The organism is Enterobacter cloacae complex sp. 2022EL-00981 (genome assembly GCF_028737495.1).
Classification (GTDB): domain Bacteria; phylum Pseudomonadota; class Gammaproteobacteria; order Enterobacterales; family Enterobacteriaceae; genus Enterobacter; species Enterobacter cloacae.
The window spans coordinates 27716-41403 of the sequence record NZ_JAQZRK010000005.1 but is presented as its reverse complement, the minus strand read 5'-3'; the positions used below and the strand labels follow the sequence as shown (position 1 = coordinate 41403).

The window sequence follows — 13688 nt, the reverse complement described above, 5'->3', positions numbered from 1 at the left end:
AAAGAAAGGGCAGGGGCAAGATGCTTCTCCGACCATTTTGAGGCATTTTTTTAGGTGGCATGCCGCAGAAAATGGATTAGCTTAGGGTCGCTGGCTGTATTTGCCACAACGCACAGGTATACTCCTGTCCTGGTTTTTTTAATCACTAAGTCGGGAGTAGTTACCCTCCATGCAAGAAATTATGCAATTCGTTAGCCGCCATCCGGTTCTGAGCATCGCGTGGATTGGCCTGCTGGCCGCTGTGCTGTTCACCACATTTAAGGGCCTGACTTCTAAGATTAAGGTTATCACCCGTGGTGAAGCGACGCGTCTGATTAACAAAGAAGATGCCGTCGTGGTCGATCTGCGTCAGCGTGACGATTTCCGCAAAGGGCACATTGCAGGCGCTATCAACCTGCTGCCAGCTGAAATCAAAGCCAACAACGTGGGCGAGCTTGAGAAGCATAAAGCCCAGCCGATTATCGTTGTTGACGGTACCGGCATGCAGGCGCAGGAATCTGCTAGCCTGCTTCATAAAGCAGGCTTCGAAAACGTCTCTGTACTGAAAGAAGGCATTTCCGGCTGGAGCGGAGAAAACCTTCCTTTGGTGCGCGGTAAATAAGGAGTTCAGTGATGGCCAATATCGAGATCTACACCAAAGCGACCTGCCCGTTCTGTCACCGTGCGAAAGCGCTGCTGAACAGCAAAGGCGTAACGTTCCAGGAACTGCCGATCGATGGTGACGCGATAAAACGCGAAGAGATGATTCAACGTAGTGGTCGCACGACGGTTCCGCAGATTTTTATTGATGCGCAGCACATTGGCGGCTGTGATGACTTGTATGCGCTCGACGCCCGTGGTGGACTCGATCCCCTGCTGAGCTAAGAGACTTTAGGACAATTTAAAAAGGGTTTTTCCATGTCAGAACAAAACAACACCGAAATGACTTTCCAGATCCAGCGTATCTACACCAAGGATGTCTCTTTCGAAGCGCCAAATGCGCCACATGTTTTCCAGAAAGATTGGCAGCCAGAGGTTAAACTTGATCTGGATACCGCATCAACCCAGCTGGCTGATGACGTGTATGAAGTCGTACTGCGTGTGACCGTGACCGCCTCTCTGGGCGAAGAAACTGCATTCCTGTGTGAAGTACAGCAGGGCGGTATCTTCTCCATCGGCGGTATTGAAGGCAACCAGATGGCGCATTGCCTGGGTGCATACTGCCCGAACATCCTGTTCCCGTATGCGCGTGAATGCATCACCAGCCTGGTTTCTCGCGGTACATTCCCGCAACTGAACCTTGCGCCAGTTAACTTTGATGCGCTGTTCATGAACTATCTGCAGCAGCAGGCTGGCGAAGGTGCTGAACAACATCAGGATGCCTGATGAGCACTGTTAATGCGTCAATGACTGTGATCGGTGCCGGCTCTTACGGCACCGCTCTTGCCATCACGCTGGCAAGAAATGGTCACGAGGTGGTCCTGTGGGGCCACGACCCAAAACATATCGCAACGCTGCAGCACGACCGCTGCAACGTGGCGTTCCTTCCTGACGTTCCGTTCCCTGACTCCCTGCACCTGGAAAGCGACCTTGCGACCGCGCTGGCAGCAAGCCGCAATATTTTGATTGTGGTGCCGAGCCATGTGTTTGGCGACGTGCTACAGCAGATCAAGCCGCTGATGCGCCCGGATGCACGCATTGTGTGGGCAACGAAGGGGCTGGAAGCCGAAACCGGTCGTCTGTTGCAGGACGTTGCCCGCGAAGTGCTGGGTACCGAGATCCCGCTGGCGGTTATCTCCGGCCCAACGTTTGCCAAAGAGCTGGCCGCAGGCCTGCCAACGGCAATCTCGCTGGCCTCCACGGATCCTGTTTTTGCGGACGATCTTCAGCACCTGCTGCACTGCGGCAAGAGTTTCCGCGTCTACAGCAACCCCGATTTTATCGGCGTGCAGCTGGGCGGTGCGGTGAAGAACGTCATCGCCATTGGCGCCGGGATGTCCGACGGCATTGGCTTTGGTGCCAATGCACGTACTGCGCTGATTACCCGTGGGTTAACCGAGATGTCCCGTCTCGGGGCGGCACTGGGTGCCGATCCGGCCACCTTTATGGGGATGGCGGGTTTAGGCGATCTGGTGCTGACCTGTACCGACAACCAGTCGCGTAACCGCCGCTTTGGCATGATGCTCGGTCAGGGCATGGATGTAAAAGGCGCGCAGGAGAAGATTGGTCAGGTGGTTGAAGGCTACCGCAATACCAAAGAAGTCCGCGAATTGGCGCACCGTTTTGGTGTCGAAATGCCAATAACCGAGGAAATTTATCAGGTATTGTATTGCGGAAAAAATGCGCGCGAGGCAGCATTGACCTTATTAGGTCGTGCGCGCAAGGACGAGCGCAGCAGTAACTAGTCGGAACCATTGTCACCTGAATGACCCAGCCAGCGCAGAACTGGCTGGTCATTATACTATCGTCTGGAGTAAGCAATGCCGTGTGAAGAACTGGATATCGTCTGGAATAATATTAAAGCCGAAGCCCGGGCGTTGGCCGACTGTGAGCCGATGCTGGCCAGTTTCTACCATGCAACGTTACTCAAGCACGAAAACCTCGGTAGTGCCCTGAGCTATATGCTCGCCAACAAGCTGGCGTCTTCAATCATGCCCGCCATCGCCATTCGTGAAGTGGTGGAAGAGGCCTACGCCGCAGACCCGGAAATGATCGCCTCTGCCGCCTGTGATATTCAGGCCGTGCGCACGCGTGATCCGGCGGTCGATAAATATTCTACGCCGCTGCTGTACCTGAAGGGTTTCCATGCCTTACAGGCGTACCGCATCGGCCACTGGTTATGGAAGGAAGGCCGCCGCGCGCTGGCAATTTTTCTGCAAAACCAGGTTTCTGTTACCTTCCAGGTTGATATTCACCCGGCGGCCAAAATTGGCCGGGGGATCATGCTCGACCATGCCACCGGGATTGTTGTGGGTGAGACGGCGGTCATTGAAGATGACGTGTCGATCCTGCAGTCGGTTACCCTGGGCGGTACCGGCAAAACCAGCGGCGATCGCCATCCGAAAATTCGTGAAGGGGTGATGATTGGCGCGGGTGCCAAAATCCTCGGCAATATCGAAGTGGGCCGCGGCGCGAAAATCGGCGCGGGCTCTGTGGTGCTGCAGCCCGTGCCGCCGCACACCACCGCCGCTGGCGTACCGGCGCGCATCGTCGGTAAGCCAGACAGTGATAAACCATCGATGGACATGGATCAGCACTTCAACGGCATTCACCATACGTTTGAGTATGGTGACGGCATTTAACTTCTGAGAATGGCGCCCGGATACCCCAGCTGGCGCCAGGCTTCATACACCACCACGGACACCGCGTTCGACAGGTTCATGCTGCGGCTGTCCGGCATCATCGGAATACGGATTTTCTGCTCAGTGGGCAGGGCGTCCAGAATCGTGGCCGGCAGGCCGCGGGTTTCCGGGCCAAACATCAGATAGTCGCCTGCCTGGTAGCTCACGGCGCTGTGCGCGGGCGTGCCTTTGGTCGTCAGGGCAAACATGCGCTCTGGCTTTTCGCTTTCCAGAAACGCGGCGTAATCATGATGGCGAACCACCGCGGTAAATTCATGATAATCCAGCCCCGCACGACGCAGGCGTTTGTCATCCCACGTAAAACCCATCGGCTCGATAATATGCAGGCGAAACCCGGTGTTGGCGCACAGGCGGATAATGTTGCCGGTATTAGGCGGAATTTCTGGTTCGAATAAAACGATGTTAAGCATGCTGCCCCCTTAATTGCGGGGGCAGCATAGCAGAAATGACGGGCACTACGCGACGCCGGGTTCCTGTGGGCGGCAGCGCAGCATTTTATAGACGGTGGCACCTGCAGCCACCAGCGCGGGCAGGCTGAGGATCATCAAAATACTGTCTGCCTGCCACTGCATGGAGAGAAGCTGCGCGCTGGTCATGGTACCCGCCACGCCACCAAAACGGCCAATTCCCTGCATCCACGCGATACCCGTCGCGCGGCATTCGGTTGGGTAGAAGGTGGCGGCCAGGGTTTGCATCCCTGATTGCGCGCCGTTCATGGCGATCCCCATCAGGAAAATCAATCCGCCAAACAGGGCGATGTGATTATGCTCCATGCCGAGCAGCAGGATGAGCGCCATGGTCAGCATAAACCCACCTGCCACCACCCTGTGCGCCTCCCAGCGGTCCATCATCCACCCGGCGAGAAGAATGCCTGCGGTACCGCCGAAGGTGAACAGCGAGGTGAGCCAGGCAGATTCCGCCAGCGGATAACCCATCCCCAGCATCAACGTCGGCATCCAGCTCAGCAGGACGTAATAAATCACCAGCCCCATAAAGTAGGTCACCCACAGCATCAGGGTGCCGGGCAGCCAGGGCATAGAAAACAGCTGTGCCACGCTCCCTTTCTTAGACGCGACCCGCTCCTCCGCCAGGAAAAAGCCGGTCACGCCATCCAGCGTGCCGCGGGCGAAGCGGCTGGCGATACGGCGGATCTGCATCACGTCTCTTCCACGCTGAACCAGAAACTTCACCGACTCCGGAAAAAATAGCGCCAGCAGCAGCGTCAGGATCAGCGGGGCAATTGCGCCGGTCAGCAGTACGCTTCGCCAGCCGTGGTGAGGAATCAGCCAGGAGGAGATTGCCCCACCCCCCGCCGCGCCCAGAGGAAAACCGCAGTACATGGTATTGATCGCCATGGCGCGACAGCGCTTAGGGGCAAACTCTGAGATCAGCGTGATGGCGTTAGGCATTGCCGCACCCAAACCCAGGCCGGTGAGAAATCGCCACAGCGTCAGGGTGTTCAGGGTTTGCGCCCAGGCGGCGCCCAGACTTGCAAGACCAAAGAATAAACACGAAAAGACCAGCACGCGCTTGCGGCCCATCCGGTCCGATACCGGACCTGCGATCAGCGCACCCAGCGACAGTCCCAACAGCCCGGCACTCAGTACCGGCCCCAGATCCTGTTTGTGGATCCCCCATTCTGCCGAGAGTGTCGGGGCAATGTAGCCCATTGCCGCTGTATCGAAACCATCGATTGCCAGCACCAGAAAGCCCAGCACAATGAGTAGCCAGTGAAACCATGAAAAGGAACTGTCGTCGATTACCTGCTGAATATCCACCTTACCTGAATAGGCCATACGCTCCTCTCTGATGTGATGTTGTTTTTGTGTTCTTGTATTTGCTTGTCTATACAATTGCGTGTGGCAGGGGATGTCAAATATTCTTATCTAATATGTTATCTAGATGTTATTTACGACACAAAAACGCGCCCGATGGAGGAGATCGGACGCGTGAGTAAGGTTGGTTAAGGGGAGGGGGTCAGGCCGCGTCTCCGTGGGTAAGCGGTGCCAGTGCCGCAGGGATCTTGCTCAGCTCCTGCACCAGAGAATCCTTGCTGATCTCGCCAATTGTTTTCGCCCCGGTGAGAGTCATTGCAACCTTCATCTCTTTCTCAATCAGGTTGAGCAGGTTTGCTACCCCTGCCTGGCCGCTGGTGGCCAGCGCGTAAAGATAAGCGCGTCCCAGAAGTACGCTGTCGGCGCCGAGCGCAATCATACGTACCACGTCCAGCCCGTTACGAATACCGCTGTCGGCGAGGATAGCGATGTCGCCTTTAACCGCATCGGCAATCGCCGGAAGGGCGCGTGCGGATGAGAGCACGCCATCGAGCTGACGTCCGCCGTGGTTCGAGACCACTATCCCGTCTGCGCCAAAACGCACCGCGTCGCGGGCGTCGTCCGGGTCGAGGATCCCTTTGATCACCATTGGGCCGTCCCAGAATTCGCGGATCCACTCCAGGTCTTTCCAGGAGATGGACGGATCGAAATTGTTCGCCAGCCAGCCGATATAATCTTCCAGCCCGGTAGGTTTACCGAGATAAGCCGAGATGTTACCCAGATCGTGTGGACGGCCATTCAGGCCCACGTCCCACGCCCACTGCGGATGTGTTACCGCCTGCCAGTAACGACGCATAGCAGCATTCGGGCCGCTCATGCCGGAGTGGGCATCACGGTAGCGCGCGCCGGGAGTGGGCATATCAACGGTAAAGACCAGCGTGGAACAGCCCGCCGCTTTGGCGCGCTCCAGCGCGTTACGCATAAAGCCGCGATCGCGCAGGACGTACAGCTGGAACCACATCGGGCGTTTGATGGTCGGGGCGACCTCTTCAATCGGGCAGACAGACACGGTGGAGAGGGTAAACGGGATGCCTTTGGCATCCGCCGCGGCTGCGGCCTGCACTTCACCGCGACGGGCGTACATGCCACACAGCCCGACCGGGGCAAGCGCTACCGGCATGGAGAGCGTTTCGTTAAACAGTTTCGTCTCAAGGCTCAGATCCGACATATTCTTCAGCACGCGCTGACGCAGAGCCACCTCCGACAGATCTTCCACGTTACGGCGCAGGGTATATTCGGCATAGGCCCCGCCGTCGATATAGTGGAACAGGAACGGCGGCAAAATACGCTGCGCCGCGGCGCGGTAGTCACTGGCTGCTGAAATAATCATGCTTTGTTCTCCCTGGATATATCACTGTCGCCAGGCAGACGGGTAATACGCGCCTGTCGGGCCTGATCTTCATCAAATCGTTTAATGGTGGTGTGGACGAAGCCCAGATGCGCCATCATCGCCTTGCGTGCGGCCTCGGCATCACCGGCCAGAATGGCGTTGAGCACCGCCTCGTGCTGTTCGGTCAGTTGAGCAAAGACCGGCGGGACCAGATACATGCGCTGGCGGCTCTGCTTCACGGAGGATTGCAGCAGGTCGAAAAAACCGCGCATGGTCTGGAGCAGCACCACGTTGTGCGACGCCTCGGCAATCGCCAGGTGAAAGCGGACATCCGCCTGCGAAGCGATATCCGGGTCGCTGCTTTGCGTGGCGTCGAAGCAGGCCCTGAGCTTCTCTTTATCGGCTTCGGTTGCCCGCATGGCCGCATGCCAGGCGGTACTGGTTTCGATGGCGTGACGGGCTTCGAGGATGTCGAAGCTGTAGTCCGGGTCATTCTCCATCAGGGTTTTGAGCGGCTGGACGATGTTTTGCTCGGACCAGTCGTCATGTTGCCAGCGCACAAAGGTGCCGCCGCCGCGACGGCTTACCAGTACTCCTTCGCTGACCAGCGTCGCCAGCGCTTCACGCAGGGAATTGCGCGACACGCCAAGCTGGGCGGCGAGTTGACGTTCAGCGGGCAATTTCATGCCCGCTTCCAGCTGTTGTTCTTCAATCAGCGCCCGCACGCGAGAGGCAATCTCGTCGGACAGGCGTCTGGGCATAACTATCATGGGATCATCCAGGTTAAGACATAGGCCTGCAGGGTGGTGATCACCCCGACCATGCAGGTGAATATCAGGCTGTGTTTCACGGTAAAACGGAACAGGTCGGACTCTTTACCCACCAGCCCTACCGCCGCACAGGCAATGGCGATGGACTGCGGAGAGATCATCTTCCCGGTCACGCCGCCGGTAGTATTCGCGGCCACCAGCAGCACGTCAGAGACGCCAATCTGCTGAGCCGCCGTCGCCTGCAGGGCGGCGAACAGGGCGTTAGACGAGGTATCTGAACCGGTCAGGAATACCCCCAGCCAGCCGAGGAACGGCGAGAAGAAGGTGAAGGCGTGGCCGGTATGGGCCAGCGCCAGTGCCAGCGTTGATGACAGGCCGGAGTAGTTCGAGATAAACGCGAACGCCAGCACCATGCCGATGGAGTAGATCGGCAGCATCAATTCTTTAATGGTTGCTGCAAAGGTCTGTACCGCGGCGGCCGGCTTCATGCGCAGCCACACCACAGAAAGGAGTGCGGCAAACAGGATGGCCGTGCCGGTGGCGGAGAACCAGTCAAACTTAAATACCGCCGCGTACGGCGTGGCGTCGTGCACCACTGGCGGCATACGGGCGACCATTTTGTCGAGGAACGGCACGGAGATGTTAATCACCATGTCGTACAGCGCACCGCCCGGGGCAAACAGGGCCTTAAAAGGCGGGATGCTCCACAGCGTTACGGTGGCGGTCAGGAACAGGAACGGTGACCAGGCGCGAACGATCTGCCCGGCGGTATAGCCCGTGCGGGCGAGCGTCTGATCCACGTGCGACGCGCCCATATCGGCAAAGCGGAAAATACGTACCGGCTGCCAGCGTTTCAGGAACAGCGTCAGACAGACCAGCGAGACCAGCGAAGAGATAATGTCCGGCAGCTCCGGGCCAAGGAAGTTCGAGCTGAGATACTGGGCAATCGCGAACGAACCGCCCGCTACCATCACCGCAGGCCAGGTCTCCTTCACGCCGCGCCAGCCGTCCATAATCGCCATGATCCAGAACAGCACGATAATGGTCAGGAACGGCAGCTGGCGGCCAACCATCTGACCAATCTCGAAGCTGTCCAGGCCAGTCACCTGGCCTGCGACCAGAATCGGAATACCCATCGCGCCAAACGCCACCGGCGCGGTGTTGACGATCAGGCAAAGACCGGCGGCATAGAGCGGGTTAAAGCCCAGCCCCACCAGCAGCGCGGCGGTGATTGCCACCGGTGCGCCAAACCCTGCCGCCCCTTCCAGAAACGCCCCGAAGGAGAAGCCAACAATCAGCATCTGCAGGCGCTGGTCCGGCGTGATGGAGAGTATCGACGAGCGAATGATGTCGAACTGCCCGGTTTTGACTGAGATTTTATAGACAAAGACTGCGGCGATGATGATCCACGCAATCGGCCACAGGCCATAAAAGAAACCGTAGACAACGGAGGCCAGTGCGCGATCGATCGGCATTTTGTAGAAGAACAGCGCCACCAGCAGCGCGATGGCGACGGTGTACGTCGCGGCGAGGTAGCCCTTCAGCTTGAGCTTAATCAGCGCAAAGAAGAAGAACAGGATCGGCAGCGATGCGATCAGGCTAGACAGCCAGATATTTCCGGCCGGGTCGTAGTTTTGTTGCCAGAGGCTCATGCAGGTCTCCTGGGGACCAGACAGCCTATGCTGCGGGTGAGTCTCCGCTCATCTCTGCGTCACAGTCTGTGTAAAAGTGGTCCTGCCAATATTGTGTTGTAGGGGTAATGACAACAAATGGTTAACCAGATGTTATGGGCTGGCAATGTTTTTGTGAGCGGAAATAATGGATTTGTGAGCCACGGAAGAAAGAAAGGGGGGATTGGTTGGGCCAATTTTGAAGCGGGGCTGGCCGTGACCAAGCTAACCCCGCGTTCGTCAAACAACAGCCAACTGTTAAATGAGCCCTTTTTGGGAAAAAGTAATCAGAGTGGCCTCGTTTAAGTCCATGTTTTTAAGTTTATCAGGGCTAACCCAGGTTATTTCCTGAAATTCTTCATTGAAGGTAACATTCCGGTTAGCACTCATGCAGTCAAAGATAAGATAAATCATGTAAATTTCTTCGGTAGTGCCATCCTGATACGTTTTAGTACGGATATCGTCACGAAATGCCCATGGTTGAATGTCTGTGATATTAAGTTCTTCACCTAACTCTTCCATGATTTCTCGCCTCAGTGCGGTTTCCATCGTCTCACCCGGTTCAATACCGCCACCTGGTAGCGCCCACTGTCCTGGAAAAACTCCACGGTCCGGTGCCATTTTACAGAGCAGATACTCTCCGTTGTTTTGGATAACAGGGCACACAATTACTCTCTGGCGCATTTTATCTCCTTAAAAAAATAGCTTTCTGAATAATCATATCAGAAAAGACTTCAATATCATCAGGACGATTACAAACTAGTACGCGCTGGCGAAGATGATCTGGAAGATTTTCGATATAATTTTGGTATTCTGCATGCCAGCCTGTTATCCATTTAATTTTCATCTCCTCATCCGGAAACTCTTCTGGCCTTATACCATGCATTTCATCGTTCTTTAGGTGAGCAAGTGAATACTCTACTGGATAATCAATGAAAGCTATGATATCGGGTTCTGCTAGTAATTCACTTATTCTTTCCCAGAGTTGAATGTAAGAGTCGTGCTGAGTCCTATTAATATAGCCAGCTTTAAACATGAAATTAATAAAAATATAATCCTCAATATGGGAACGCTCCATTATTAGATTGTATCCCTTATCCAGCCATGATTTTATGATCAACGCTCGCTGTATCATAAAGTTGATCTGAATAAGATAGCCGTAGTTTTTTGTATCATCGAAAAGGTAAGGAAGAAGAGAATGGTGAACACTTTTTTCATCTACAGCGATTGTATATGAATCCTGCTTAAAAAGATGAGTAGACAATTTCTTCAGAAGCGTGCTTTTACCCACCCCTGAGTTACCTGATAAACATATATATAGAGGGCATCTGTCCTTGTTATATACTTGCTTATCTGCCGACCAGGGATCCATGTAAAGAAAATTATATCTCATGCAGTATATTCCCTATTCTCAAGCCAGAATCGGTTGTTCTCGCATTTCCTCATGATCTCTTTATTTCCAAAAATGGAATGAATGATTTTATCTGGTGAGTCGGTTAGCATATTCCCCAGCAAAGTATATTTTTCACCATCAGGTATGATGATGTCGAAATTGGGTTCCATAACAACATTTGCTTTATCTCTCTCTTCGAAAGTAGCCCAACTAATGGGCATATTAGGATGTTGCTTTTCAAGTATATTCATTTTATATAAAAACAATTCTGTGTTAATTTCTAATTTATCCCTTTTTTCTTTTCCTACACCCAAAGGGCAAAATTGATAAAATCTCCATGCTTGTATTTTATAGGGAAGATTTTCAACCCAATTAACGATGTCACCCAGTATGTTAATATTTGCTTGAGAAACTACAGTGGTAAGTTTGATATTAATCTGATTGTTATTTGGAAGCCATGATAATATATTTTTTACAACTCTGTGCTGATTACTCATTTTATCACTGCGAATATCTGCATTGACCAGTTTATCTATACCATCAATCGGTATCCCCACCCAGTCCAGAATCGAATTTAAACGCTCATGATCTATCGTAAAGCGATGTCCGACGGTTGAGAGATAGGTCATAAAACCCATCTGTTTCGCATATTCAATTAAATCAATGTAGTCCGCTCTTGACGTCGGTTCACCACCTGTAAAACCAATACGACGGAAACCTATTTTATACATACGTTCAATGACATTAAGGGCGCTGGAGAGAGAGGAGTCGTTAATTCCAGGGTTACGGAAGCATAGATCACATCCGAGATTGCAGTGTGAGGTTATCCTAAAATCCAGAAGCAATGTGCTAATGTCCATTATATTTCCTCAGATTTGTTGGTTGAAAGCCAATAACCACTCATATTGCATGGTTATTGGTGAGCATACTCTTTGGCTGGTTAAATTAAAAGCAAATCTGTCCATTTATTGCGGCTAGCCTTATCACCAATTTTGAGTTTTGTGGTTGCAATGCTTGTAATGGCTGTGCTTACTCATGGAAGGAGTTTGATATGACAGATAAACTTTATTCGAATCGAAAATGGAATGAGTTAGATAAAAACCCAATGCATTCTTGTTATGAATGCATTGGCCAAGATAATTTAGCTTCGGATTATCAGAAAGCCGTCTTACAAAAACCCGTCATCTCTTTCAGGCCCATCTCGCGGCCAAGCTCGGTCATCGGGTGGACCACCACCAGACCCCGTACGCTTTTCTTCAGCTTGCCCATATCGGCCTGCTCTTTTTTGGTAATGGCGCGGCGGTGCGGCATATTCATCAGCTTCTGCGCTTCTTTACTCAGCTTCTGGCTTTTCACTTCGCGCAGGCGCTCGATCTCCGCTTCCAGCTTCGCGGTCTCTTTCTCAAGCTCGGCGTACTTCTCGGCGGAGTCTACCAGCGAGAGACCGGCCATCTGATGGCGGATCAGATCCAGGCGGTCGCTCAGGCGTTTAATTTCGTTCTTTTCGACTTCTTTCATGACAAATAACTCTGAAAACGGGGAATTTAGAGGGAAGGATACACCAATGTGAGCAGGCTTACTTCTGAAACGCTTTTTTTAAGCTGATTCGGGAAATCAGCTCAGTCAGGGAAAGAACCATCGTGGAACGGACAATCTGTTGATAACGCAGCTTTTGCATGGCGTACAGTTCCGGGTCGCTGTTATCAAAATGGGGGGCAGGGGGGAGCGCGGTAACGCAATGCAGCTCGCCGAAAGGGCCAAGGATCTCGTCATCGGTAAAGGTGTACTCATTACCGTCATGATTGAGCTCTTCGCGCAGCGCCATCAACAGCTCCGCATCTTCATACTCTTGCCGGTTCAGCACGCCAAGACCATAAATCAACTTCAGACGCACGGATAAATCGCCCAGCGGTCCGTCGCCGTCCAGTAACGGTTCTACAGCATATTTTACCGCGTAGTCGTCTTTGCGAAACACCTGAAGTACCAGGATATTCACCGCCTCGGTTAACAACTCGACGGCGGTAATCAGGAAACTTCGTACGGTTTTGCCAGCATTCAGACGCTCAAGCACACGATTTTCAAAGGCCTGGGTTTGTTCCATTATTGCCTGCATATCTGACAATCTGTAATCAGGGCGCAGGATTGCCTGCGCCTCACTGTGCATCATTTGGTTGCGTTATATGCGTTAACCGCCTCCGCAACCACGTCGCTGTTGGCGTCCAGACCGGAAATCTGCGCCAGCGCAGCCTGTGCGCCCTGGTCATCAATCAGCTGAGCCAGCTCCTGCGCCTGCGGATCCTGCTCGCTGCGGTAGTGCATCGCGGCGGCAATCCCTTTCACCAGGTTGGCGTGCGGCAGGCCGTATTCCAGCGTACCCAGCAGCGGCTTAATCAGGCGATCGCCCGCGCTCAGCTTACGCAATGGCTGGCGGCCCACGCGCTCAACGTCATCTTTCAGATACGGGTTTTCAAAACGACCGAGGATTTTCTGGATGTATGCTGCGTGTTTATCAGCATCAAAACCGTAGCGTTTGATCAGCACCGCGCCGCTCTCTTCCATTGCCCCTTTTACCACCGCGCGGGTCTTCTCGTCGAGGATCGCATCACGAATAGTCTGATGACCGGCCAATTTTCCGAGGTACGCGGTTATAGCATGACCCGTGTTCAGCGTGAAGAGTTTACGTTCCACAAATGCCATCAGGTTATCCGTTAATTCCATACCTGGAATGGTCGGCAGCGCGCCTTTAAATTGGGTTTTGTCCACGATCCACTCGCTGAAGGTTTCTACCGTCACTTCCAGCGGGTCGTTAGTTGCAGATTCTGACGGCGGAACGATGCGGTCAACGGCGGAATCCACGAAGCCAACGTGCGCTTCCACCCAGGCTTTGTCTTCGTCCGCAACGGCGGCCAGAACGTGGCCTTTCAGCTGCGTGGTGCCACGCACCATATTTTCACAGGCAATGATGTTCAGCGGGGTATCGATGCCCTGCGCTTTACGTTTTGCCAGGCCTTTTGCGACCGCAGGCGCGATGCGCTCAAGTACCACCGGGCCCACCGCGGTGGTCACCAGGTCAACGCTGGCGATGAGGTCGATAACATCGTCGCCAATGCTGCTTACCGCGTTGACGCCAGAGACCGTTTCAACCTGCTCGTTTTCTCCCACCACGTGTACCTGGTAGCTATGACGGGCATTCAGGGCATCCAGAACGACCTGATTCACATCGGCGAATGTCAGCGTAATGCCCGCGTCTGCCAGCAGTTTGCCGATAAAGCCACGACCGATATTACCTGCGCCAAAATGTAATGCTTTCATAGTGTTAACCTTTATCAATGTTTTTACCCGAGAGGGC

16 protein-coding genes are annotated in these 13688 nt (G+C 53.8%); 5 read left to right on the top strand and 11 right to left on the bottom strand.

What is annotated here, in order from left to right; genetic code table 11:
- Positions 1-169 precede the first annotated feature (169 nt).
- The 5 genes from PUZ33_RS06565 to cysE all read left to right on the top strand — a co-directional run bounded on the left by PUZ33_RS06565 (position 170) and on the right by cysE (position 3281).
- Positions 170-601, top strand: a complete 432-nt coding sequence (locus PUZ33_RS06565; protein ID WP_013094920.1) for a rhodanese-like domain-containing protein — start codon at positions 170-172, stop codon at positions 599-601.
- 11 nt (positions 602-612) lie between these two features.
- Complete coding sequence (gene grxC, locus PUZ33_RS06560) at positions 613-864, top strand: glutaredoxin 3 (protein ID WP_010426371.1); 252 nt, start codon at positions 613-615, stop codon at positions 862-864.
- A gap of 33 nt (positions 865-897) precedes the next feature.
- Positions 898-1365 carry a protein-export chaperone SecB gene (gene secB / locus PUZ33_RS06555; protein ID WP_003860835.1) on the top strand — a complete coding sequence of 156 codons (468 nt, stop codon included), beginning with the start codon at positions 898-900 and terminating at the stop codon, positions 1363-1365.
- Positions 1365-2384 carry an NAD(P)H-dependent glycerol-3-phosphate dehydrogenase gene (gene gpsA / locus PUZ33_RS06550; RefSeq protein ID WP_020686508.1) on the top strand — a complete coding sequence of 340 codons (1020 nt, stop codon included), beginning with the start codon at positions 1365-1367 and terminating at the stop codon, positions 2382-2384. The genes secB and gpsA overlap by 1 nt, the downstream gene beginning before the upstream one ends.
- 75 nt (positions 2385-2459) lie before the next feature.
- Positions 2460-3281, top strand: coding sequence for a serine O-acetyltransferase (gene cysE, locus PUZ33_RS06545; RefSeq protein WP_013094922.1), 822 nt, complete (start codon positions 2460-2462; stop codon positions 3279-3281).
- On the opposite strand, the gene trmL is transcribed toward cysE, so the two are convergent.
- The 11 genes from trmL to mtlD all read right to left on the bottom strand — a co-directional run bounded on the left by trmL (position 3278) and on the right by mtlD (position 13651).
- Positions 3278-3751, bottom strand: a complete 474-nt coding sequence (gene trmL / locus PUZ33_RS06540; RefSeq protein ID WP_058681621.1) for a tRNA (uridine(34)/cytosine(34)/5-carboxymethylaminomethyluridine(34)-2'-O)-methyltransferase TrmL — start codon at positions 3749-3751, stop codon at positions 3278-3280. The genes cysE and trmL overlap by 4 nt on opposite strands.
- Before the next feature lie 45 nt (positions 3752-3796).
- On the bottom strand, positions 3797-5137 hold the full coding sequence (locus PUZ33_RS06535) for an MFS transporter (protein WP_058681622.1): 1341 nt from the start codon (positions 5135-5137) through the stop codon (positions 3797-3799).
- Positions 5138-5318: 181 nt separating this feature from the next.
- Positions 5319-6506 carry an FMN-dependent L-lactate dehydrogenase LldD gene (gene lldD, locus PUZ33_RS06530; RefSeq protein ID WP_013094925.1) on the bottom strand — a complete coding sequence of 396 codons (1188 nt, stop codon included), beginning with the start codon at positions 6504-6506 and terminating at the stop codon, positions 5319-5321.
- Positions 6503-7276 carry a transcriptional regulator LldR gene (lldR, locus tag PUZ33_RS06525; protein WP_020686511.1) on the bottom strand — a complete coding sequence of 258 codons (774 nt, stop codon included), beginning with the start codon at positions 7274-7276 and terminating at the stop codon, positions 6503-6505. The genes lldD and lldR overlap by 4 nt, the downstream gene beginning before the upstream one ends.
- Entirely contained in the window at positions 7273-8928 is a 1656-nt protein-coding gene (lldP, locus tag PUZ33_RS06520) for an L-lactate permease (protein ID WP_023621174.1), read from the bottom strand. The genes lldR and lldP overlap by 4 nt, the downstream gene beginning before the upstream one ends.
- 276 nt (positions 8929-9204) lie before the next feature.
- Positions 9205-9630, bottom strand: coding sequence for a nucleoside triphosphatase NudI (gene nudI / locus PUZ33_RS06515; protein WP_047024108.1), 426 nt, complete (start codon positions 9628-9630; stop codon positions 9205-9207).
- Between the two features lies 1 nt (position 9631).
- Positions 9632-10339, bottom strand: coding sequence for a deoxynucleoside kinase (locus PUZ33_RS06510; protein WP_047024109.1), 708 nt, complete (start codon positions 10337-10339; stop codon positions 9632-9634).
- Complete coding sequence (locus tag PUZ33_RS06505) at positions 10336-11199, bottom strand: radical SAM protein (RefSeq protein WP_058681623.1); 864 nt, start codon at positions 11197-11199, stop codon at positions 10336-10338. Before PUZ33_RS06505 ends, PUZ33_RS06510 begins: the two co-directional genes overlap by 4 nt.
- A gap of 295 nt (positions 11200-11494) precedes the next feature.
- Positions 11495-11857 carry a YibL family ribosome-associated protein gene (locus PUZ33_RS06500; protein WP_023621173.1) on the bottom strand — a complete coding sequence of 121 codons (363 nt, stop codon included), beginning with the start codon at positions 11855-11857 and terminating at the stop codon, positions 11495-11497.
- Between the two features lie 58 nt (positions 11858-11915).
- Complete coding sequence (gene mtlR, locus PUZ33_RS06495) at positions 11916-12506, bottom strand: mannitol operon repressor MtlR (RefSeq protein WP_047024110.1); 591 nt, start codon at positions 12504-12506, stop codon at positions 11916-11918.
- Positions 12503-13651 carry a mannitol-1-phosphate 5-dehydrogenase gene (gene mtlD / locus PUZ33_RS06490; protein WP_047024111.1) on the bottom strand — a complete coding sequence of 383 codons (1149 nt, stop codon included), beginning with the start codon at positions 13649-13651 and terminating at the stop codon, positions 12503-12505. Before mtlD ends, mtlR begins: the two co-directional genes overlap by 4 nt.
- Between the last annotated feature and the right edge of the window lie 37 nt (positions 13652-13688).